The organism is Sphingobacterium sp. BIGb0116 (genome assembly GCF_024808035.1).
In the GTDB taxonomy this organism is placed as follows: Bacteria; Bacteroidota; Bacteroidia; order Sphingobacteriales; family Sphingobacteriaceae; genus Sphingobacterium; species Sphingobacterium paramultivorum.
Genome location: NZ_JANUDT010000009.1, coordinates 120,817 through 144,061, shown reverse-complemented (window position 1 = coordinate 144,061; position 23,245 = coordinate 120,817). Strand labels below are relative to the sequence as shown.

At 39.2% G+C, this 23,245-nt stretch carries 13 protein-coding genes; 10 read left to right on the top strand and 3 right to left on the bottom strand.

The genetic code is table 11. The features are described 5' to 3' along the window. Positions 1–10 precede the first annotated feature (10 nt). Positions 11–1,936 carry an LTA synthase family protein gene (locus M2419_RS20405; RefSeq protein WP_153846798.1) on the bottom strand — a complete coding sequence of 642 codons (1,926 nt, stop codon included), beginning with the start codon at positions 1,934–1,936 and terminating at the stop codon, positions 11–13. Positions 1,937–1,940: 4 nt separating this feature from the next. After that, positions 1,941–3,605, bottom strand: a complete 1,665-nt coding sequence (locus M2419_RS20400; protein WP_227550232.1) for an LTA synthase family protein — start codon at positions 3,603–3,605, stop codon at positions 1,941–1,943. 503 nt (positions 3,606–4,108) lie between these two features. Here M2419_RS20400 and M2419_RS20395 point away from each other — a divergent pair. From M2419_RS20395 to M2419_RS20365, 7 genes are all read left to right on the top strand, one after another. After that, the gene (locus M2419_RS20395) at positions 4,109–6,745 is read left to right on the top strand and encodes a valine--tRNA ligase (protein ID WP_153846796.1); all 2,637 of its coding nucleotides are present in this window, start codon (positions 4,109–4,111) and stop codon (positions 6,743–6,745) included. 441 nt (positions 6,746–7,186) lie between these two features. Continuing rightward, positions 7,187–7,528, top strand: coding sequence for a DUF4342 domain-containing protein (locus M2419_RS20390; protein WP_227550231.1), 342 nt, complete (start codon positions 7,187–7,189; stop codon positions 7,526–7,528). A 20-nt stretch (positions 7,529–7,548) separates the two neighbouring features. Beyond that, positions 7,549–7,923, top strand: coding sequence for a DoxX family protein (locus M2419_RS20385; protein WP_153846795.1), 375 nt, complete (start codon positions 7,549–7,551; stop codon positions 7,921–7,923). A gap of 380 nt (positions 7,924–8,303) precedes the next feature. After that, positions 8,304–13,589, top strand: coding sequence for a translocation/assembly module TamB (locus M2419_RS20380; protein WP_153846794.1), 5,286 nt, complete (start codon positions 8,304–8,306; stop codon positions 13,587–13,589). Next, complete coding sequence (locus M2419_RS20375; RefSeq protein WP_227550230.1) at positions 13,561–15,885, top strand: BamA/TamA family outer membrane protein; 2,325 nt, start codon at positions 13,561–13,563, stop codon at positions 15,883–15,885. The genes M2419_RS20380 and M2419_RS20375 overlap by 29 nt, the downstream gene beginning before the upstream one ends. Before the next feature lie 375 nt (positions 15,886–16,260). Beyond that, positions 16,261–17,199 carry a malate dehydrogenase gene (locus tag M2419_RS20370; RefSeq protein WP_153846792.1) on the top strand — a complete coding sequence of 313 codons (939 nt, stop codon included), beginning with the start codon at positions 16,261–16,263 and terminating at the stop codon, positions 17,197–17,199. A gap of 18 nt (positions 17,200–17,217) precedes the next feature. After that, a complete protein-coding gene (locus tag M2419_RS20365) occupies positions 17,218–17,769 on the top strand; it encodes a retropepsin-like aspartic protease (protein ID WP_227550229.1) in 552 nt (183 codons plus the stop codon). On the opposite strand, the gene M2419_RS20360 is transcribed toward M2419_RS20365, so the two are convergent. Further along, positions 17,755–18,975: an MFS transporter gene (locus M2419_RS20360; protein WP_153846791.1), complete on the bottom strand. Its 1,221-nt coding sequence runs from the start codon at positions 18,973–18,975 to the stop codon at positions 17,755–17,757. The two genes, M2419_RS20365 and M2419_RS20360, sit on opposite strands and share 15 nt — an antisense overlap. Positions 18,976–19,156: 181 nt before the next feature. Between M2419_RS20360 and fsa the strand changes: the two genes are divergently transcribed. The 3 genes from fsa (at position 19,157) to rnr (ending at position 22,905) form a co-directional block, all read left to right on the top strand. Then, the gene (gene fsa, locus M2419_RS20355; protein WP_075994110.1) at positions 19,157–19,816 is read left to right on the top strand and encodes a fructose-6-phosphate aldolase; all 660 of its coding nucleotides are present in this window, start codon (positions 19,157–19,159) and stop codon (positions 19,814–19,816) included. A gap of 268 nt (positions 19,817–20,084) precedes the next feature. Further along, the gene (locus tag M2419_RS20350; protein WP_075994111.1) at positions 20,085–20,513 is read left to right on the top strand and encodes a Fur family transcriptional regulator; all 429 of its coding nucleotides are present in this window, start codon (positions 20,085–20,087) and stop codon (positions 20,511–20,513) included. Between the two features lie 259 nt (positions 20,514–20,772). After that, a complete protein-coding gene (rnr, locus tag M2419_RS20345) occupies positions 20,773–22,905 on the top strand; it encodes a ribonuclease R (RefSeq protein WP_259255546.1) in 2,133 nt (710 codons plus the stop codon). Positions 22,906–23,245 lie beyond the last annotated feature (340 nt).

Genomic DNA, 23,245 nt, shown 5'->3' with positions numbered 1-23,245 from the left:
AAACCGGCTGTTATTTTTTATAGGTCAGCTTGTTTTCAATCATACGATTGTTATATTGCTGGATAAAAGCTTTCATCTTGGTCTCCATGGTATCCAATACCGCTGGATGTTGTTTTAACAGATCCTGTTTCATCAAGCGGTCCTTCTTAAGATCATAAAATGATGTAACTTTCAGTCCATCATAAGACATCATATAATCTTTATAATAGAGATTATAGCTCCCTGAGTTATTATTAAGCACAAAATTATCCTTACCCGGTTTGAAGGCATCTGAACCAAATGCGAAATAAGGCTCATCATAGTGCAGATAATTCAACACTGTCGGCATAATATCTATTTGCTGTACCAATTTATCCGCTTTGCCAACTAGATTATCACCAGGTGCATAAAATATAATAGGGATTTGGAAGCCCCCTGCTGCCGTTTGATATTCGGGCAGGTAGCTTACAGTAGCATGGTCTGCACAGATAACAAATACGGTATTCTTGTACCAGGGCATTTTCGATGCTGTTGCAAAAAATTCACGCAGTGCATTATCGGTATATCCAATGGGTTCCTGTACCGGCAAAGGTCCTTTAGGAAATTTCCCCTGATACTTTTCAGGTACCTTAAATGGGTGATGTGAAGATAAAGAGAAGAAACTAGCGAAAAATGGCTGATGAAACGTATTGATCTTATTCGCTACAAATTGCAAAAATGGTTCGTCCCAGATTCCCCATATACCATCAAAGTCAGCGTCATTGTTATATTCGTTTTTACCAAAATAATGCTGGATACCCGCCAGTTTCATATAAGCGGAGAAGCCCATGCTGCCATTGGGTGCTCCGTGAAAAAAAGCAGTCTCATATCCCTTTTTCCCTAAAAGCTTCGCTAAGCTTGTGGTTTCATTTCCAGAATATATCGAAAGTACAAAAGGCTCTCCTATGGAAGGAATACCGGTAATGACTGATGGTAAAGCATCAATTGATTTACGGCCATTAGCATAGGTATCTGTAAATGTGTAAGCATTGCGGATTAATGAATCCAAAAAAGGCGTATAACCTTTGTATTTTCCACCTTGGATATCTTTATTCAATTCACCAAAATGTTCTTTTGCAAAACTCTCCAAAATCAGAACAACGACATTTTTCTTCGCAAAGGGCTTGTCTGATTGCGGCACATGAATAGGATTGTATAACTGTTCAAGCTCCGTTTCGGAATAATAATGAGCGGGTTTAAGATTGACAGCCTTTAAAGTTTTCAATATACTGAATGGCGTATTCAGCACAATATTCATTTCTTCCGGTGTCTCCACATAATCACCCGCATTGCTCAATGTAATGGGACGGGTACTATGGGCCCAACCGCCACGCACACCACCAATGAAAAGGAAGGCCGTCAATAAAAACAAAGGCAATTGGATCAAAAATGACTTCCAGCTATATTTCGTAGTCCTTTCAATTTGAATAAGTTTATACGATTTAATCAAACCATACACAACCAGTACCAACAGTATGATGAGATACCAATAATCCAAACAGAAATCAAAAGCCAGCTTCATCAGGTTGGATTCATTGGAAAATTGATCAATTACTGTTCCTGTCGTCCTTTTTAGGGTAAATGGATAGTAGGCAAAATCAATCAGATTTAACGCTATACCAATTGAATTGGTCACGACAAAGATCCATTTTGCAACTTTTTGATAGATTTTATTCGATTTAAACGGACCCGGAACAGTCAGCATCACAATATAAAGAATATTAAAATACAGTAGGGCTACAATGTCGAATCGTACACCACCCGCAAACATCACCAAGAGCTTACCTGCATCGACATGAGGAAATAAGGAAGCATTGACGCCATAAAACCCCAATCGCAATAACGCATAGATGACCAAAAGAAAGATAAAACGAATTGCGACAGCAAAATAAGGTGCAAATACTCCTCTTAATTTCATAGCTCTAATATTTTAAAAATTCACGATATACGTCTTGATAGTACGCTTTGCCGATATTCAATAAGCTGTCTGTTTTGCCAGCAGGATATTCTTTATTGGATCTATAATTAATAATCCGTCCTACATTATCGAAAGAAACCGCCTGTTGTGGGGTAATCACACCAAAGGCATCCTTCGAATTGTAAAATGCAATTTGAGGTGTCGTCGGATTAAAAAGATCCCGGCTCCAATGATAACGATCTGTAGGGAGCTTCAATTGTGTCAATAAAGTTGCCGCCAAATCCGTTTGATTGCCGATTCTATTGAATATTTTCCCACGATATTCAGGTTTGATCACATCTCCGAAAAAGATCAGTGGAATATGAAAGCGATTGGGGTGAAATAGCTCCCATTTTTCTGAAGGAAGACGATGTCCATGATCAGCCACAATTACGAAAAGGGTATTTTTATACCAAGCTTCTTTTTTAGCTTTGTTGATAAAATCAAAAACAGCTGAATCCGTATAGTTTGCCGTACTTCGGAATTTATCCGCATTGGTAGCATTGCCAAATTTATAGCCGTGTTTTAACTCAAATGGTTCGTGATTAATTAAGGTAAAGATCGTCGAAAAGAAAGGTTGTTTTTCTTTTTTAAAATCCTTGATCATCTGATTAAAGACCACATGGTCATATACACCCCATGAGGCACGTTCTGCATCCAATCCAAAATTGGCATTATCCACCACCCTAGACATCCCATGCGTCAGCATATACGATTTAAAATTGTAAAACTCGCTCTGACCGCCGTGATAAAATGATGTTTCGTAACCAGCATGATCCAACTCCTGTCCAATGGCAGGCATATTTTCATGTTTGTCGATATACTTGATAATACTCTCGGGTCCTTGTGCCGGAAAACCGCTCAACACGGCTACCATACCTTTGTCGGATCGATCGGCGGCAGAATAAATATGGTCAAACAAAATACCGCCTTTAATCAACTCTTCCATGTGTGGCGTAATTCCCTTTTCCCCGCCAAGAGACTGAATGAGATCGCCGACAAAACTTTCCAACATGATAATAACAACATTCGGACGAGTCGTTGACAATACCTCAACAGCAGAATCAGGTTGGCTTTGAAAGGCGGGTCGTAGCTTGTCCTGAATATCCTTCTGATCCGCATAATAATTATAGGGGTTTTTCAGTTTGGTACTTTCGGCAAAGAAATCCCGTAAAAAAGACCATTGGGTATTAACCGCTGCATGATTATAAAATGTTTCCTCGGAATAATAGGCTTTACTGGGGTTTAATGTTGCTCTCCCATAACCACCACGGATAAAGGTGAAGAGTACAAAAACTCCGATCGCCAGTTTGAAAAAATTACTAACAGGAGATTTGATATTGAAAAAAGAGACTTTTTTAAACATCCAGCGGTACAGAAAATAACCACAGAATATACCGATCAACATCCCAACGATGGGGAGAAACACCGGCGTGGACTCAGCCGAAGCTACAGCACCCGAAGGTGAGGCAAAAAATGCATCGATGGCACGTTTAGAAATCTTATCGCCCCATTCCCGGTAGATGTTAACATTGATAAAGCTTGTCACAAAGAACAATACCAGGACAATAATGGTATAGATATCCAGGATCAGCCGTTTGGGTTTCAGTTTTGGAAAAAAACTTAACATGCAATACACAAGAAACGGCAGCGCACATATATAGGAAACAGCAGAAAAATCTAGGTTCAAACCGTGGTAATAAATTCTGAAAATTTCCGTAAAATTGGAAAAACCTATTTTCTCAAAAAAAGCAGTAACAAAAATCAATCTATCTATAAAACAGATAATTAACCAGAACAGAAAATACTGTGTTAAAGCTCTAAGCTCATTAGCAAATCGTTGCATCCCTTCGTGTAAAAATAAAACAGGCAAATTTACATTAATTTACATAAAATACAGGCTAATTACTTAGTAATATGAAGAAAAGATTAAAAAAGTATAAATCCTGCGTTATGCTTTACCTCACTGCAATAACCGACTCTTTTGCTTAGGAGGATCATCAATGAACTTATTGTTTAGCCTTTATTCATAACTTCTTTTTGTTTGAGAACAAGATCAATGGATTACTAAGGAAAATAACATAGAATTCCTTACTTTTGTGTTCCTTAAAAGTTTGAATACAAAAATTTAAAATGAGCATAGCGAAAACTTACAATCCAAAAGAAGCTGAAGAAAAATGGTACAGCTATTGGAAAGCGAATGGATTTTTCCGTTCCACCCCGGACGAACGTGAACCTTACACGATTGTGATGCCTCCTCCGAATGTCACGGGAGTATTGCACATGGGGCATATGCTGAATAATACCATTCAAGACGTTTTGATTCGCCGAGCACGTATGCAGGGAAAAAACGCTTGTTGGGTACCGGGGACCGATCACGCCTCCATTGCAACTGAAGCTAAGGTCGTCGCTATGTTGAAAGAACAAGGAATTGACAAACGATCTTTATCACGTGAAGATTTCTTAAAACATGCTTGGGAATGGAAGGAAAAATACGGTGGTATTATTCTAAAACAACTCGAAAAACTTGGCGCTTCCTGTGACTGGGATCGCACACGTTTTACCATGGATCCGGAGCTATATCAATCTGTTATCCGCGTATTCGTCGATCTATATCATAAAGGATTGATTTATCGTGGTTACCGCATGGTCAACTGGGATCCTGAAGCAAAAACAAATATCTCAGACGAAGAGGTTATTTATAAAGAGAAAAACGGCAAATTATACCACCTGAAATATCAGGTTGAGGGAACAGATCAATATATTGTTGTGGCGACTACCCGCCCTGAAACCATCTTTGGTGACACAGCCGTGTGTATCAATCCCAATGATGAGCGCTATACCTGGTTAAAAGGAAAGCAAGTCATTGTGCCGATCGTTGGCAGAAAAGTGAACATCATTGAAGATGAATATGTGGATTTGGAGTTTGGTACAGGATGCCTTAAAGTTACTCCAGCGCACGATGTGAATGACTACGCACTAGGTAAAAAGCACAACCTGGAATTTGTCGACATCTTTACCGACGAAGCAAAACTGAACGACAATGGCCTGCATTACGCTGGTATGGATCGTTTTAAAGTCCGTAAGGAAATCGAGAAAGAGCTGGAGGAAAAAGGATTGTTGGAGCAAGTTGAAAACTATACCAATAATGTTGGAACTTCAGAGCGAACAGGTGCTGTTATTGAGCCTAAAATTTCCAATCAGTGGTTCCTTAAAATGGAAGACTTGGCAAAACCTGCATTGGATAATGTCATGGACGATACCATTAAATTTCATCCGACGAAATTCAAAAATATTTACCGCAACTGGATGGAGAATATTACCGACTGGAATATCTCAAGACAATTGTGGTGGGGACACCAAATACCGGCGTATTTCTATGGCGATGGTAACGAAGATTTTGTGGTTGCACAAACGGTTGAAGAAGCCCTTGTTTTAGCGCAGGAAAAATCAGGTAATACAACTCTTCAATTGACAGATCTACGTCAAGATGAGGATGTGCTTGATACCTGGTTTTCAGCTTGGCTATGGCCAATTTCGGTTTTCAATGGCATCAACGAACCAGAAAATGCAGAAATCAACTACTATTACCCTACGCAAGATTTAGTCACTGCCCCAGACATCATTTTCTTTTGGGTAGCACGTATGATCGTTTCAGGATATGAATTCCGCGGACAATTGCCTTTTGAAAATGTCTATTTCACAGGTATTGTACGCGACAAACTGGGCCGCAAAATGTCTAAATCACTGGGCAACTCTCCTGATCCGATTGATTTGATGAATGAATATGGTGCAGATGCTACGCGGATGGGAATGTTATTGACTGCTCCAGCAGGTAATGACCTTCCATTTGATGTAGAACTTTGTGTACAGGGCCGTAATTTTGCCAATAAGATCTGGAATGCCTTTCGCTTGGTTAAAGGCTGGGAAATTACAGCTACTCCAGCTTCGGATTCAGATAAGATTTCGGCATCTTGGTTTGAAGCAAGGTTAAATCAAGCCTTGGTCGATATCGAAGAAAACTTTAAACACTATCGTTTATCAGATGCACTGATGACAACCTACAAATTGGTATGGGATGACTTCTGTGCCTGGTACCTTGAATTAGTGAAACCGGCTTATGGTTCCCCTATTTCTAGCGAAACCTTAGAAACAGTAAAATCTTTTTTCCAACGTATACTCACTTTAGTACATCCTTTCATGCCCTTCATAACAGAAGAATTGTGGCATGACGAACTGTTCGGTGTAAAAGACGAGAAAGATTGCATTATCGTAGCCGCTTATCCTACAGCGAATGATTTTGATGAGCAGCTTATAAAAGATTTCGCTATCGCTCAACAGATTATTTCGGAAGTTCGGAATATTCGCAATTCTAAAGGTATCTCCCCTAAAGTTGCTTTACCATTAGCAATCAATCAACAATCGGACATCAATCTGGAGCAATATATTGATATTATCACCAAGATTGCAAACCTGGAGGGTGTAACTTTTGTTTCCGAAAAAATAACTGGTGCAGCAAGTTTCCTTGCTGGCAAAGACGAATGTTATGTTACCTTGGAGAATAATATTGATGCGGATGCGGAGCGTGAGCGTATTACCAAAGAATTGGAATACTTAGAAGGCTTCTTAATTTCAGTAGACAAAAAGCTTTCCAATGAACGGTTTGTGCAAAATGCAAAACCCGAAATTGTCGAAAACGAAAAAAGTAAAAAGGCTGATGCCGAAGCGAAGATTAAAATTCTTCAAGAAAGCTTAACAGCATTAGGTTAATAGCTAATCTATAAATCTCGAAAAGTCCCGCGCAATGCACGGGACTTTTTTTATGTTTAACGAGCGATCAAATTCGGAGATCATTCGGTGCTTGTTCGGTACTTCTTCGGAGCTCGTTCGGTGCTTGTTCGGTGCTTCTTCGGTTACAAGCGAATAAGCACCGTTAAATATCCGAAGTATATCCGATAAAAAACCGCATTAAGAGTGGATATGATTGACAATTGTACCTCATGAAGAGCACGAACTTTCACGAAAGAGCCAAACGGACGGCTCAAGTAAATTTTGATCCGTCATGCACAGGCAATGTATAGCACAAGGATATATGATAAAACTTTTGAAACAAGAAGCAAAGCGCTTTGCTCTATTCCAAAATAACAATACAGCTTATTAATAACCAAAGATCAACCATGCTGATAACTTTATATAAATTCCTGTAAAAAAATGAATAACTTTATAAGAGCGAACTTAAATTATACCATTATGGGATTCAAAGAGACATTTCAGATTAACGGTGAAAACCTTTTACAAAAGATCAAAGAAATCATTGCTGAGGGCAATGTGAGCAAAATCAGCATTTCGGACAAACATGGCAAAGAAATTATGAGCTTTCCGGTAACTGTTGGTGCCATAGGCTTGATCCTAGCACCTGTTTTTGCAGCAATCGGTGCTGTAGCCGCATTGCTTACAGAATGTACGATCACTGTAGAACGAAATACAAACAAGGAAGAAAAAGACAAAGAAGATAACAGCACTGATCCCCCTACAACGATAACCGTAAAATAATCAATTTAAAATTGACCGTTATGAAGATCTTTAAAAACATACTTTGTATTTTATTTGCCTTGTTATTCATCAATGCAGGGCTGGATAAACTTTTTCATTATATGCCTACGCCACCAATGGATATGGACATGAAAAAAGTATTTGAGGCTTTTGCCACGATCAAATGGCTAATGCCACTGGTTGGAATCATCGAACTCTTGGGCGGTTTATTGTTCATTTTTCCAAAAACAAGAACGCTGGGTGCATTGGTCATCTTCCCAATACTCATTGGTATTTTTACCCACAACATGATTTTTTTTAGCCAACAGGGACTAATTATTTGGGCTGTACTTTTTATTATTTGGTTATGGGTGGTATTCGAAAACTGGGGCAAGTATAAAAAACTGATGGAATAATTGCCTATATTCTTCTCCAAAACGAATATTCAGCAGGATACTGCATGTATTAAATACCTATTACTTTGACAAATTGATAGGTATTTAATGTTTTTATTAACATAAAATTAAAAAACAAAAAACTTTGTACGACTAGAATGGTTTGGTCAATTATTTGATGTGTTTTTAGAACATTCCCACGATAAAATGATTTTATACAAGGGAAATGGAGAACTGTCTAATATTTGCTAGCAAGTATAGCACATAAATTAAACTTGCATTTACACGCAAATTTATCTTAGTTTGCTGAAATAGTGGCTATATACGTTATATATCTGAAAACTTAGCAAACTTTTTTCCGTTTTAATTTTTATTAATAGATACTTAAATCAAATTATACGTTGAACAGATTTACCCGAATTGCTTTCAAAACAATATTGTGGATTATTGGAGTAATAATTGCGCTGGCTATTTTAATCGTATTTTTAATCAGAATACCCTCCGTTCAGAATTATATTGCCGGAAAAGTAACGCAATATGTAGAGGGAAAGATTGGTACACCTGTTAAAATTGGCTACATTAATATTGATTTCCCTAAAAAACTGGTTTTACAGGATATCTATTTAGCTGACCAAAGCAAGGATACCTTAGTGGCAGGAAAAAGCATAGCTGTCGATATCAACATGCTAAAACTTCTGAAAAATACCGTTGAAATTCAGAGCATTGAAGCAGAAGGAATCACGGCAAAAATTCGACGTACATTGCCAGACAGTTCATTCAACTTTGATTATATTGTTAAAGCTTTCGCTTCTCAAAAGGAAAGCAAACCGACTGCAGACAGCAGTTCAGCCCTTCTATTTAACCTCGATAAAGTCAAATTTGATAAATTTCATATTGTCTATGCCGATGATGTTATTGGAACGAGTGCTGATGTTTATCTGAACAGCCTAAATACCAACATCAAGAAGTTCGACCTCACAAAAAACATGGCCTTCAATCTGCCCAAAGTGAAGGTAGATGGTCTGAGTGCCACAGTGAAACAGTGGCGACCAGTTGTTGATGGCACGGCACCCACGGTCAAAGATTTTGGCATTACAGATAAAACGGCACAAGTAACCACCTTGCTTCCCGATGTCGGTATACAGATTGCTGACCTGACCAATATCTTAGTGCGCTATGAGGATCAATCTAGCCTGCTGAACACAAAATTTTATATCAAAAATCTTCATGCAGACATTAACAAGATCGACCTTAATAAAGAACTTGTCGATATTCAAACGATCAATCTTGACGGTTCAGACAATAATGTGCTCTTTGGAAAGATCCAGAAAAAAGTAAACACAGAAGCGAAAAACACCACGGATACCACCAAAATAAACTGGGTTGTCTCAGCCAAAGAAATCCAAATCAACAATACAAGCTTAGCGTATAGAGACAACAATCAGGCCCGTATGAAAGGCTTTGATTACTTCAACATTAAGATCCCTGGAATGAAAACCAGTTTAAATGATCTTTACTATAGCGCTGATTCGATCAGTGGATCATTAAAAGAGCTTGTAGCCTCTGATCATTCCGGGTTTGTGATCAAGCAATTGAAGGGGGATTTTAAGTATACAAATACAGGTGCGGAGATCAAAAACCTGTACGCAGAGACACCACGTACCCTATTGCGTGATTACTTAAAAGTAACCTATCCATCTTTGGATATTATTGCCAAAAAGCCAGAGCTGATCTATGTCAATGCAACGATCAAAAAGAGCCACGTAGATATGCGCGACATCTACTATTTTGCTCCTTTTTTGGATACCATGCAGGTGATGAAACCATTGATGGACAAAAAGTTTAATATTGATGGTCGCGTTGTGGGTAAGGTAAATGATTTAAATATTCCGGCAATTGATTTCCAGACTCTGTCCAATACACGTGTCATTGCAAGTCTGCATTTAAAGGGTCTACCCAATGTTGATAAAATGTCAATGGATCTTAATTTAAAGAAATTGACTACAGGACGTTCCGATATCGAAAAGCTGGTTTCAAAAAAAATGCTTCCTAGCGGAATAGAGCTGCCCAATACGATCGGCCTTACCGGAACTTTTAACGGTGGGATGAATGCCTTTAACACCAATCTTTCGCTGGTAACAGAGAAAGGAACAGCCAAATTCAATGGTAAAGTAGGCATGATAGGCCGGGATACAACCTATGATGCATTTGTCAGTATTCGTGATTTTGACATTGGTAAGATCATGAAAATGGACAGTACCTTAGGTATACTTTCATTTGAGGGAAAAATCAAAGGTCATGGAACAGATCCGAAGAAGCTTGTCGCCAATTTTGATGGCAAAGTAAATCGAATGGATGCTATGGGTTATCGTTATCAGAATATCGATATGAATCTCACTGCGGACAAAGGGGATATTAAAGCTTCTGTTGTCAGTCCCGATCCTAATATTCAATTGAAGTTAAATGCAACGGCCAACATGAAGGCCAAATATCCACAGGTGGATTTTGAGCTTATGGTAGATACCATTAATCTTAAAAACTTAAAATTAATGGATGATGAACTCAAATACCATGGTAAACTTGTGGGCAATTTCAGTTCAGCCGATCCGAATTTTTTAAATGGGGAGGCACATATCACCAATTCATCCATTCTTTACAACGACGCATATTATACTTTAGACAGCATTTCACTTGTTGCAAAAGCCGATACCAGCCGCAATTTGCTGCTACTCAAATCGGACTTTTTGAATGCCCATTTGGTCGGGAAATACAAAATTTTAGAGTTGCAGAATGCCATTCAAGACATTTTACAGGTATACTACCAGCCGGGAAAAGCTGTTAAAGTTCCCAAATATGAGCCTCAGAATATTGAGTTTTCCGCCCAATTGACCAGGACTAAATTTATAAAGGACTTCCTTCCGGAGCTGACGGAAATGTCTGATATTACGTTGGATGGTATGTTCAATAGTCAGTCAAAAACTATTCTTGCCAAGTTGGATGCCCCTAAAATCACCTATAGTGGTACCGAAATCAATAACGTTACGCTGGATATTAATACCTTGGACAGTACACTTTACTACTCGGCCTTGATCAATAAAATCAAGGTGAGCAATATCGAACTCGTGAATACAGTCTTCAGTGGTAAAGTCATTCAAAATAATTTGGATTTTGGCCTTTGGATTAAAGACAAGAAAGAGAAAGAGCAGTATCATTTGGGCGCCAATATGCGCGTTGATAATGGAGCATTTGTTTTTAGTCTACTTCAGGATGGCCTTATGCTGAACTATGACAAGTGGACGATAAATCCAAACAACGTGCTCAAATTTGGAAGCACGGGTATTCAGGCCAATGACTTTATCTTAAGTAATAAAGGACAAGAGCTGAGTATATCATCGCAGGACAGTGTGCTCAATTCGCCACTCAACATTGCCTTTAAAAATTTCCGCATTGAGACATTAAGTAAAATGCTTGAAAGTGAAACAGTCGATCTTGGCGGCGGGATTAATGGTCAGGCAACCATATCACGTTTGGAAAGTAGCCCTGTATTTGTATCCGATCTTACGATCGACAAATTTTATATTGGACAAGATACTGTCGGTAATGTCAACATAAAAGTTAACAATGAAAAGGAAAACACCTATAATGCGAATATCAGTATCAGTGAAAATGGCAACAATGTCGTATTAAGTGGTGATTTTATCAATCCTCCAAAGGGAGAAGCAACCCTGGATTTCACCTTAGATATTGCGCCACTCTCCATGCAGACGGTTCAGGCATTCAGTTTGGGTTATCTAAAGGACTCGAAGGGAAATCTTGAAGGCCAGTTAAAAATAACGGGATCGCCATCCAAACCACTCATTAATGGCGATGTGAAGTTTAAAGATGCACAATTCAATATTGCTATGTTGAATGCACTTTTCAAAGCTAAAGATGAAACCATTCATCTGGATGAAAGGGGTATTACTTTCCCAAAATTTGCATTGGAAGACAAGAAAGGAAATATTGCCAAGGTAACAGGATCCATAGAAACCAAAACATATACTGATTTTGATTTTAATCTCAATATCAATACAGACAATTTTGAGGTACTCAATTCAACACAAAGCGACAACGACATGTTCTATGGTAAAATGTATCTTACGTCGAACCTTCGCATTCGGGGGAATCTTGATAAGCCTATCGTTGATGGTACAATCAAGGTATTAGATGATACCGATTTCACCTTTGTTATGCCAAACGAGGATCCTGGGATGGCGGATCGTAAAGGTGTTGTCGAATTTGTTGATAAGAGTGATACCACAAGAGCCAACGTATTTGCTAAATTAGATTCTATGACCGTAACCCGTCTGACGGGAATCGACGTAGATCTGAATCTTCAAACGGATAAAGATGCCAAATTTAAGATCCTCTTGGATGCCGGTTCACAGGATGCACTGAATATCCAAGGAGAAGCGGAACTGAATGCAGGCATTGATGCGAGCAGCAAAATTACCTTGTCAGGTACATTTACCGTAGACAAAGGGAGCTATTCATTCAGTTTTGGTCCCGTAAAAAAAGATTTTACATTCCGAAAAGGAAGTACGATCACCTGGAACGGAGATCCCTTGGATGCGCAGCTTAATATCACAGCAGCATACACAACCAAAGCACCAACCCTGGAGCTTGTAGCGACGCAACTGGGATCGGAAAACGCTAATTTATACAAGCAACGTATTCCTTTCAATGTCTTGTTGAAGATTACTGACAAATTGTTCCAACCGCAACTTAATTTTGATATCGACTTGGACGAAAACAACTCAGTTGTTTCCCAAGATGTGATCAGCAAAGTAAATAACGCATTGACCACCTTGCGTGAAAATCCATCTGAACTTAACAAACAGGTCTTTTCACTCATCGTTTTAGGACGCTTTATGTCGACCAATCCATTTGAAAGTTTATCCGGTGGCGGTGGCACAGAAGCCATTGTCAGAAATAGCATCAGTTCATTCCTGAGCGGTCAATTGAACCGCCTTGCCTCCGAGCTTATCACCGGAGTAGAACTGGATTTCAACTTAACTTCGGAAGAAGATTATGCTACTGGAGCGGGCCAAACCCGAACAGATCTGAATATCGGTGTATCTAAAATGCTTTTAAATGATCGTCTAAAAATTACCGTTGGTTCTAATTTTGAAGTTGAAGGAAATACACGTCCGGGAGAAACCGCCAACAATATTGCTGGGGATATCCAATTGGATTATCAACTTTCGCAAGATGGTCGCTATTTTGCACGGGTATATCGTAAAAATCAATATCAGGTTACGCTCCAAGGCCAATATGTAGAAACAGGTATCGGATTTATCATCAATATGGATTACAACAGGTTCCGGGAAATCTGGATGAGTTCGAAAAAACTCAAAGCGTACTATGACACGAATAGCAAAGGTTTCAGAAAACGATTTGATGTAGAACGTATGGAAACTGATTCAGTCTATCGTGATAGTGTACGCACGGTCATCAGAGATAGTTTGATGACCCATAGCCCTGAGTACAGAAAACGTATGGAGGAAAGAGAACAAGAGAAACGTAAACAACAGTTGGACTCCAGTAAAAACACGCCGAAAAGCGATAGTCCAAAATCAAATATAGATACCATCAGAACGACAGCTATAAAAAATGAAGATGAGGAAAGGAGTTATCATGCAAGCTAAACTAAAGTATATTGTTGGAATAGTTTCATTCGCTGCATTTATAGCATCCTGTTCTTCAACCAAGAATCTGAAAGAAGGGGAAAGCTTATATGTTAAAGGCAACGTGATAGTCGATTCGGACACCATCTCCAAGGAAAACAAGGAAAAGATTGCGACCCATTTAGAAGCGGCATTGATGCCCAAACCCAATAAACGTCTAGCTGGCGTACCATTTAAGCTGTACTTCAACAATATGGCCGGTGATTCTGTGGGGAAAAACATCATTAAAAAATTCCTCAAGAAAATTGGTGAAAAACCGGTATTGTTGAGTGATGTCAATCGCGAGTACAATGAGAATCTACTGCGCAACCGTCTGGAGAATTTTGGTTTCTTTAATGCTGAAGTAAAATCTGACACTTTAGTTGAAAACAAAAAAGCAACGGTTAATTATACGGCCAAGCCAAATTTTATCTACCGAATAAGATCTGTTCAATTTGATATTGACAGCACAACGCAGCTGGGTAAAGATATCCGTTCGAGCTCCGATAAAAGTCTCTTACAGGTGGGCAAAAATTATAGCCTTGATGTTATCCTAAATGAGCGTGACCGCATCGACAATGACCTCAAAAATAAAGGGTATTATTATTTTAGCCCTGATTACATCCTGGTTCAGGTAGACAGTTCACACCGGAACAACAAGGTCGACATGTATGTTACTGTAAAGAAGGAAACACCGGCACAGGCGAGGGTACCGTCAAAGATCAATAAAATCTACGTTTACCCGAACTACACGGAAACGAGCACCGGTTATCAGCGATCCACCCGTAACGCAGAACTATATGATAGCAGCTACTATTTTATAGACCGCCAGCATCTTTATAGAAAGCCTGTTATCGCGAATCATATCTTCTTCCATCCCGGCGACGTCTACAACCGTAATGCCCACAACCAAACCATCAGCCATCTGGTGAATCTCAATAGCTGGAAATTTGTCAAAAACAATTTTGTTGACAGCAAAGAAGTACCCAACGCACTGGATGTCTACTATTACCTGACTCCATTGCCAAAAAAATCACTCCGCGTGGAACTTTTGGGAAAAATGGCTTCGGTATACAATGGTACGGAAGTCAATGTTAACTGGACTTTACGCAACGCATTTAAAGGTGCGGAGCAGTTGAGTTTTAACGTCTTCGGCGGTTATGAAACCCAGACTGGTGGATCGGCTGACCTCAATTCGAGTTATTATCGCTACGGAATGGAGGCTACCTTGACCTTTCCCCGAATATTGTCCCCATTTGGAAGAATTTCACCATCAAGACGTTTTATCCCGAAGACCTATGTCAAAGGCCGCTATGAGTTTTTAAATCGACGCAAAGCATATACCTTAAATTCGATCGCATTGGATTATGGTTATATCTGGCAAGAGTCTGAAGAGAAACAGCATGATCTCGCTTTAATGGAGATTACCTATGTTCAGCCTAAAGGTATTTCAGAAAACTACCAAAAACAGATGGATACCATTCCAGCTTTAAGACATGCGATCGAACCACAATTCACAATTGGTCCGAACTACAACTTTACGTTTCAAAACACGATGAAGCAGCATTTGAAAAATACATTTTATTTCAAAGGCAACTTGGACCTCTCAGGGAACATACTCGGTTTGATAAAAGGAGCAGATTTCAATAAAGGGAAAACGTTCAAATTATTTGACGCTTATTTTTCGCAATATATCAAGATCAGCGGCGATGGTAGACATTATTTAAAGTTATCGGAGAATTCGCAACTTGCGTCGCGGGTCAGCTTGGGTTTGAGTTATTCCTATGGGAACTCCCGATCACTTCCCTATTTAAAACAATATTATGTAGGTGGCCCTAATAGTATCCGTGCCTTTGGTGCCCGTGCGATTGGTCCAGGAACAGTAGCACCTGAAAAATTAAGCAACGGCCTCTTCTATGCCGACCAAACCGGTGACATCAAATTGGAACTGAATACCGAATACAGAGCCAAATTAGCAGGCTTTGTTCATTGGGCAGCATTTATTGATGCGGGTAACGTATGGTTGCAGCGAGACGATGTCAACAAACCGGGTGGAAAATTCAGCAAGAACTTTTTAAATGAACTGGCCGTTGGTGGCGGAGCGGGATTACGCTTCGATTTTACCTTCTTGATTATTCGTACAGATATGTCAATACCATTCCGTATCCCTTATCTTCCTAAAGGCGAACGTTGGGTATTTAAGGATATCGACTTTGGAAGCTCAAAATGGAGAAAGGATAATTTGATGTTCAACCTAGCCATCGGCTATCCGTTCTAGGATTTCAAATTTGATTTACACCATAGAAATAACAGGCTTGAACGAATTTCAGGCCTGTTATTTTTTTTACTATTTTATAAAAGTCGTCGACATTAGACGGCGTTATCATGAGCTGTTATCACAAACCAATTCTCGTTCTATTCCTTATGTCAAAAAACAAGTTATTCCCGCTAAATACATTGATTTACTGATAATAATTGATTAAATTCAAGAATTATTTAATAATCCACATAAATGCTCATGAAATATCCATATAAAAAAAGCACAAGCATTCGTGAAGATGGACCGGATATCCTATGTGGCATAAAAACCGCCGAAGGCGGCATGCATATTTAAGCGGAAAAATTAGCTCATGAATAAACAAATAATTTACATATGAAAGTAACTATTGTTGGTGCTGGAGCTGTAGGAGCAACTACAGCGGACAATTTAATCCGTCGAAATGTCGCAGAGGAGATTGTACTATTGGATATTAAAGAAGGTTTTGCAGAAGGCAAAGCGCAAGATATGGCACAAACCGCCGCCTTATTGGGTTTTGAATCAAAAATCAAGGGGGTAACCAATGACTATCTTTCAACTGCAGGTTCTACTGTTGCCGTCATTACATCGGGAATTCCACGTAAACCTGGAATGACACGCGAAGAATTGATTGGGACAAATGCCAATATTGTCAAGTCCGTTGTCGAAAACTTAGTAAAACACTCTCCGGATATTATCATTGTCATTGTATCTAATCCCATGGATACTATGACCTATCTAGCACTTAAATCAAGTGGATTACCTAAGAATAGAATTATTGGAATGGGAGGCACATTGGATTCAGCCCGATTCAAATATCAACTGAGTGAAAAACTGAATGCTTCTGCGGCCGATCTCAATGCCATTGTCATTGGCGGTCATGGAGATACAACGATGATTCCACTCATCAAGCACTCCACGTGGAACAGTATTCCAGTCACTGATTTCCTTACCCCGGAAGAGCAAGGCGAAATTGTACACAAAACTATGGTTGGTGGAGCAACATTGACCAGCCTAATTGGTACCTCAGCCTGGTATGCTCCGGGTGCCGCAACAGCTGCTGTCGTCGAAAGTATCGTACGTGATCAAGGAAAATTATTTACAGCATCCGTCTATTTGGAAGGTGAATTTGGCCAAGAGGATATCAATCTTGGAGTACCGGTTATCATCAATAAAAAAGGATGGGATCGCATCGTCCCCATTCAACTAGATGAAGAGGACAAAGAAAAATTCAATAAAAGTGCAGAAGCAGTACGTACAATGAATAATGTACTGAAAGAAATAAAAGCGCTTTAGTTCATAAACGATAAAAAGATGAAAAGCTGTTATTCCATAAATAACAGCTTTTTTTATGAGCGTTCAACACACAATGCGGGTTTTAAAATTTCTTTTTTAAGGGAATTTTTGGGTATGTTTGGCTATATGACAACAGTACCATTTCAATTATTGGATTTGCAAGGCCAGGGCACACACATTTTAGTCGATATAGAAATATATAATCGTTCGTTCAAGATGGTAGTTGATACTGGCGCATCTAAAACTGTATTTGATAAAACACAATTGGGGCATCTTTTAGAGGACCAATTGCAGCTTGAGCCTTCAGAAACATTATCAACAGGACTTGGCACCAATTCAATGGAGAGTTTCAATATAAAAATTCCGAGTCTGACAATTGGTGAATGGCAGATAAAAAACTTAAATACTGCGGTATTGGATTTAAGCTCGATCAACTATGCCTATCAGCAGATGGATCTAGAACCAGTGATCGGCGTATTGGGCGGAGATATTTTTGCAGACTATGGCGCTGTCATTGATTATGCAAAGCGCACCTTAAAATTAAGAACCCGGAAATTAAAACTTAAATAGGCGTTTGTGGATATGGAGCCGGAGATAGCCATAGTACACTATTGCGATCAATATACCCAATCCACCCATGACGTATAATGTCGTTCGAAGCCCACAATAACTGGCTAAGGAACCTATCATCAATGTACCAATGGGAAATATCCCCTGAAAAGCCATCACGTAATACGAGATTGCCCGGGCACGATAGATCGGTATGGCATGCGTTTGAATATACGTATTGATACTTGAGTTTTGCATCATCATGGCAAAGGATACCAACATCACATAGACGAGTGCCATCTGCAGCATACTCGAATGCGCCAAAAACAATAATGCAACTCCCATAAGCGCAGCAGCCCCCATCACCTGATAGCGCAAATTGGTACCCGATTTTAAACGGGCCATATTAAATGCACCAATCATGGCACCCAGGCCGGCCGCACTTTCAAACCAGGAGAACGTACGTTCATCACCATGAAACATTTCTTTTGCTATGGCTGGCAGCAACGAGGTATAAGGAATAACAATCAAGCTGGAGAATGTCATGATAATAATCAGTGAGGAGATATGCGGTGAACGTTTAAGGTAACGAAAGCCTTCGACCAAGCCTTCCCAATTGCTTCCCTTGCTCAGTTGAACATGTGTTTCATCAACCTGCATCATCAATAATGTAATAATGACCGGAACAAAACTGATAAAGTTCAGGGCAAAACAGACGAGTTCACCGTATGTACTCAGTAAAATACCTCCTATTGCAGGCCCCAACATTCGGGCACCATTGAAAATTGTTGAATTCAGCGCTATGGCATTCGGCAGATCTTTACGGTCCCCAACCAAATACATCATCAGCGACTGACGCCCCAAAACATCGAAGGAATTAATGACTCCTTGTATAAGACCTAAGATGGAAAGCCATAAGACACTCTCCCATTTCAGATAAACGACCAGGGTCAAGATCCCAGCCTGTATCATCAGACCAATTTGGGTTATCAGAACCAATTTATACTTTTTATGCTTATCGACAAAACTGCCGATAAATGGAGACAGGACCAAAGAAGGCAATAGGGAGATAAACTGCACAAAACCAAGCCAAAACACAGATCCGGTCAATTCATAGACTAACCAACTGATGGCTATCCGCTGCATCCAAGTTCCCATAAGGGAAATTGCTTGACCTATAACATGTAACCGGAAATTTCTATAATGGAGCGAACGAAAAACCTGCATACGTAAAGATAATACTATATTAAAAGTATAACAAAAAATTAGGAGAAGAGATTCTTTTTTGCTAAAATAAAGATACAATAGGTGAAAATCAATGCTTCAATACTGGAATATAATCAATAACTTTGCATCATTATTTTGAACATTAGAATAATCAAATAATTATCATTCAATAACATATACAATGAAATTTTTTATTGACACAGCGAACCTAGAGCAAATCAAAGAAGCCCAAGACTTAGGCGTATTAGACGGGGTAACAACCAATCCAAGTTTAATGGCTAAAGAAGGTATTAGCGGTGATGAAAACGTAATCAACCATTATAAAGCGATCTGTGCAATCGTTGATGGCGATGTCAGTGCTGAAGTTATTTCTACAAATTATGAAGAAATGATCAAAGAAGGAGAAGCGTTAGCAGCTCTTGACAGCAAGATAGTTGTCAAAGTCCCTATGATCAAAGATGGCGTAAAAGCAATTAAATATTTCAGCAAAAAAGGTATTAAAACAAATTGTACATTGGTATTTACAGCTGGTCAAGCACTATTGGCTGCTAAAGCTGGGGCAACCTATGTATCTCCTTTTATCGGTCGTTTGGATGATATCTCTACAGATGGATTAGCGTTGATCGAAGATATTCGTTTAATCTATGACAACTACAACTATCCTACACAAATTTTAGCAGCTTCTGTACGTCACAGCGCACACATATTAGGATGTGCTAAAATCGGTGCTGATGTTATGACTGGTCCTTTATCAGCGATCCTAGCCTTATTGAAACACCCATTGACAGACAGCGGTCTAGCGACATTCTTAGCTGATCACGCTAAAGCTGCAGGCAAATAAGATTCCTATATTTCCATATAGTAACGAAAACCGATAAGTAAGATGACACTAATCTTAAACTTATCGGTTTTCTTATTTTTAATAGATTCCGTATTTTTGTACTGTCAAAAGCATCTCTGAGAAAGGAAATGGTCCGTTTATGTTCGTTAATGGTCTATGCAAAGGGGAAAAAATACGATGAATAAATTCGTCGGATAGTTTTTAAACTTGCAAATAAAAGTAAATTTCTCTTAGTTTGTATTTGATCTAAGGCTTAACGAAGAAATCCATGGAAGATTCCAACACTGTATATCCAGAAATTCTCAAACGAAATAGTTTAAAAGTTACCCAACCCCGGTTGAAGGTACTTGAAATTATTTCGAGGAAAGAGTCCGCAATTTCACAGCCGGAACTGGAGAAATTACTGGGCAAGGATATTGACCGTGTCACATTATACCGGGTATTGGCCAGCTTTGAAGAGAAAGGGATTATCCATAAAATCTTTGATCTCCATGGTACAGCTACTTACGCCATGTGTTCGACAAACTGTTCAGAACATGATCATCATGACCAGCACGTACATTTTATTTGCCGGGTATGCAATTCGGTGTACTGTCTGGAAGATATGATCTTACCAAAAGTATCGATCCCAGAAGGCTTTAGTCTCGAAGCGATAGCCGTAAATGCACTTGGTGTGTGCAATCATTGCAAAAAGTAAATCAGGCTGTACGAATCCAAAACTATTTTTCGGCTGAGCTGTCTATACATTGGCTATCGGAGGATGCTCCGTTTAGCTCGTTATTGTCGTGTCAAATGCTGTTTTTTTCGTACATTGTATTGGCATCGATCTTGATGTACGGCTCGCTCATGATCTATTGCATAGGCTGAATTTGCAAATTCGCTATCACAGCCAGTTCGCTGCAATAGGAAGACTGCCTCAAATCGATGCAAATGAATAAATAATAAATAATAATTGGATGAAAACAAGAAAAGAAAATCCATATAAGGAGGTCTTAACACAACTGATCATCGATATCTTCGAAAAATCGGGTAATAAGCCCCTCAACTATAAACAAGTTTCGTCAAAATTGAACCTTACCGATAACGACTCGAAAGTCGCTATAGCCGATATTTTACATGATAATGTAAGAAATGGACTTTTTATTGAGATCGAACGAGGCAAATTTAATCTGAAGCAACTTAAAGTTTATGTCACAGGAAAGGTAGATATGACTGCCGATGGCTCCGCCTATGTGATTCCTGATGATGAATTTGAAAACGATATTTATATCGCTCCGCGGAAACTTAGACAGGCACTCCATGGCGATATTGTCAAGGTCCATACCTTCGAAAAAAGAAAAGGTGGCCGTAAGAAAGAGGGTGAAGTCGTTGAAATCCTGCAAAGGGCCAAGACTGATTTCACGGGAACGATCAGCATCTCCAACAATTTTGCTTTTTTTATTGCCGACGACCGCAAGATGCTACACGACATTTTTATTCCTTTGGACAATCTGAATGGAGCCAAGGACAAGGAAAAAGTGGTCGTTTCGATTATCGACTGGCCAAGCGGGAGCAAAAATCCTGTCGGAACGGTAAAACATGTTTTGGGTACCAAAGGGGAAAACAACACCGAGATGAACGCTATTTTGGCCGACTATGGTTTCCCATTGGAGTTCCCTAAAAAAGTTGAAGCTGAAGCCAATCAGATTTCGGAAAAAATAAGCGCGGAAGAAATTGCAAAGCGACGTGATTTTAGAAACGTTACGACCTTTACCATTGACCCAGCGGATGCAAAAGATTTCGATGACGCCATCTCCTTTCAAAAATTAGAGAATGGCAATTATGAAATCGGTGTTCATATTGCGGATGTTTCGCATTTTGTCATACCCGACACAGAATTGGACAAAGAAGCATTCAACCGCGGCACATCCGTTTATCTGGTTGACCGCGTTATTCCGATGCTTCCGGAGCGTCTTTCTAATGGCGTCTGTTCGTTACGTCCGCATGAAGATAAACTTTGTTTTTCGGCCGTTTTTGAATTGGACGAAAAAGCCAATGTGCATGATCAATGGTTCGGCCGTACGATCATCCATTCCGACCGACGTTTCAGTTATGAAGAAGCACAGGAGGTGATCGAAACGAAATCGGGAGATTTCAGTGAAGAGATCCTGAAATTAAATGAACTGGCTTATATTCTGCGCGAACGTAAGTTTAAAAATGGTGCAATAGCCTTTGAAAGTGAGGAGGTAAAATTCATCTTGGATGAAAATGGAAAACCTACAGGGGTATATACCAAAGTCCGCAAGGATGCACACAAGCTGATTGAAGATTTTATGTTATTGGCCAACCGGAAGGTTGCCGAGTTTATTGGCAAACAAGGACGGGGAAAAAACAAGCTTACTTTTGTATACCGGTTCCACGATGTACCTAATCCGGAGACTTTGACAACTTTCTCTCAATTTGCAGCGCGGTTTGGCCATAAATTGACCATCAAAACAGATAAAGAAACAGCTAAATCCTTAAATGCTTTGATGACCAAAATAGAAGGTAGCAAAGAGCAAAATATGCTGACTTCACTTGCTGTACGTTCGATGGCCAAAGCGATCTATACAACAAAGAAGACAAGTCACTATGGATTAGCATTCGATTATTACACCCATTTTACCTCCCCTATCCGTCGTTATCCCGATGTGATGGTACACCGTCTTTTACAATTCTATCTGGAGGGAGGTGCCAAAATCAATGCGGAGCATTATGAGAAGATGGCCGAACATTCTTCCCAAATGGAGAAAAAGGCGGCTGAAGCAGAACGTGCGTCGATTAAGTACAAACAGGCAGAATACTTGCAGGATCAGATCGGCACGGAATATACGGGTATTGTCTCGGGTGTTACCGAATGGGGTATGTATGTGGAGATTGAAGAGAACAAATGTGAGGGAATGGTCAGACTTCGGGATATCACCGATGACTTTTACGTACTTGATGAAAAGAACTATGCCATTATTGGTCAACGGAAGAAAAAGAAATTCCAGTTGGGTGATGAGGTTCAAATCCGCGTAAAGAAAGTGGATATGGATAAACGGCAAATTGATTTTACGTTGTTGTCTTAAAACAAAAAATCCGGAACAAATGTTCCGGATTTTTTGTTAAGTAAAAGCAAAATTTAAAATATCCTTCTGAAATTTTACATCGTCTTTCGCACAAGACAATAAACACATCGAAAACATAGCGATTTTAATAAATTTTCTTTTCATAATTTACCTTTAAAATTTCAATTAATTCTTTAAACCAAAAAAGTTTCATCTAAAATACTAAACACCTTTCAATTAAGAAAAACAGAACAATAAAATACTCAGAAACCAGTATATTAATCACAATACACCCCATTATAAGAAATTCAACACTCGTAAAAGTATAATTCAGGGGATTTAATAAAAATAGAAAGCATCT

Excerpts from the sequence above, each read along its gene's own strand:
- M2419_RS20405 (WP_153846798.1), bottom strand. The coding sequence starts at position 1,936 with ATGAAATTAAGAGGAGTATTTGCACCTTATTTTGCTGTCGCAATTCGT.
- M2419_RS20400 (WP_227550232.1), bottom strand. The coding sequence starts at position 3,605 with ATGTTAAGTTTTTTTCCAAAACTGAAACCCAAACGGCTGATCCTGGAT.
- M2419_RS20395 (WP_153846796.1), top strand. The coding sequence starts at position 4,109 with ATGAGCATAGCGAAAACTTACAATCCAAAAGAAGCTGAAGAAAAATGG.
- M2419_RS20390 (WP_227550231.1), top strand. The coding sequence starts at position 7,187 with ATGAATAACTTTATAAGAGCGAACTTAAATTATACCATTATGGGATTC.
- M2419_RS20385 (WP_153846795.1), top strand. The coding sequence starts at position 7,549 with ATGAAGATCTTTAAAAACATACTTTGTATTTTATTTGCCTTGTTATTC.
- M2419_RS20375 (WP_227550230.1), top strand. The coding sequence starts at position 13,561 with ATGAGGAAAGGAGTTATCATGCAAGCTAAACTAAAGTATATTGTTGGA.
- M2419_RS20370 (WP_153846792.1), top strand. The coding sequence starts at position 16,261 with ATGAAAGTAACTATTGTTGGTGCTGGAGCTGTAGGAGCAACTACAGCG.
- M2419_RS20365 (WP_227550229.1), top strand. The coding sequence starts at position 17,218 with ATGAAAAGCTGTTATTCCATAAATAACAGCTTTTTTTATGAGCGTTCA.
- M2419_RS20360 (WP_153846791.1), bottom strand. The coding sequence starts at position 18,975 with ATGCAGGTTTTTCGTTCGCTCCATTATAGAAATTTCCGGTTACATGTT.
- fsa (WP_075994110.1), top strand. The coding sequence starts at position 19,157 with ATGAAATTTTTTATTGACACAGCGAACCTAGAGCAAATCAAAGAAGCC.
- M2419_RS20350 (WP_075994111.1), top strand. The coding sequence starts at position 20,085 with ATGGAAGATTCCAACACTGTATATCCAGAAATTCTCAAACGAAATAGT.
- rnr (WP_259255546.1), top strand. The coding sequence starts at position 20,773 with ATGAAAACAAGAAAAGAAAATCCATATAAGGAGGTCTTAACACAACTG.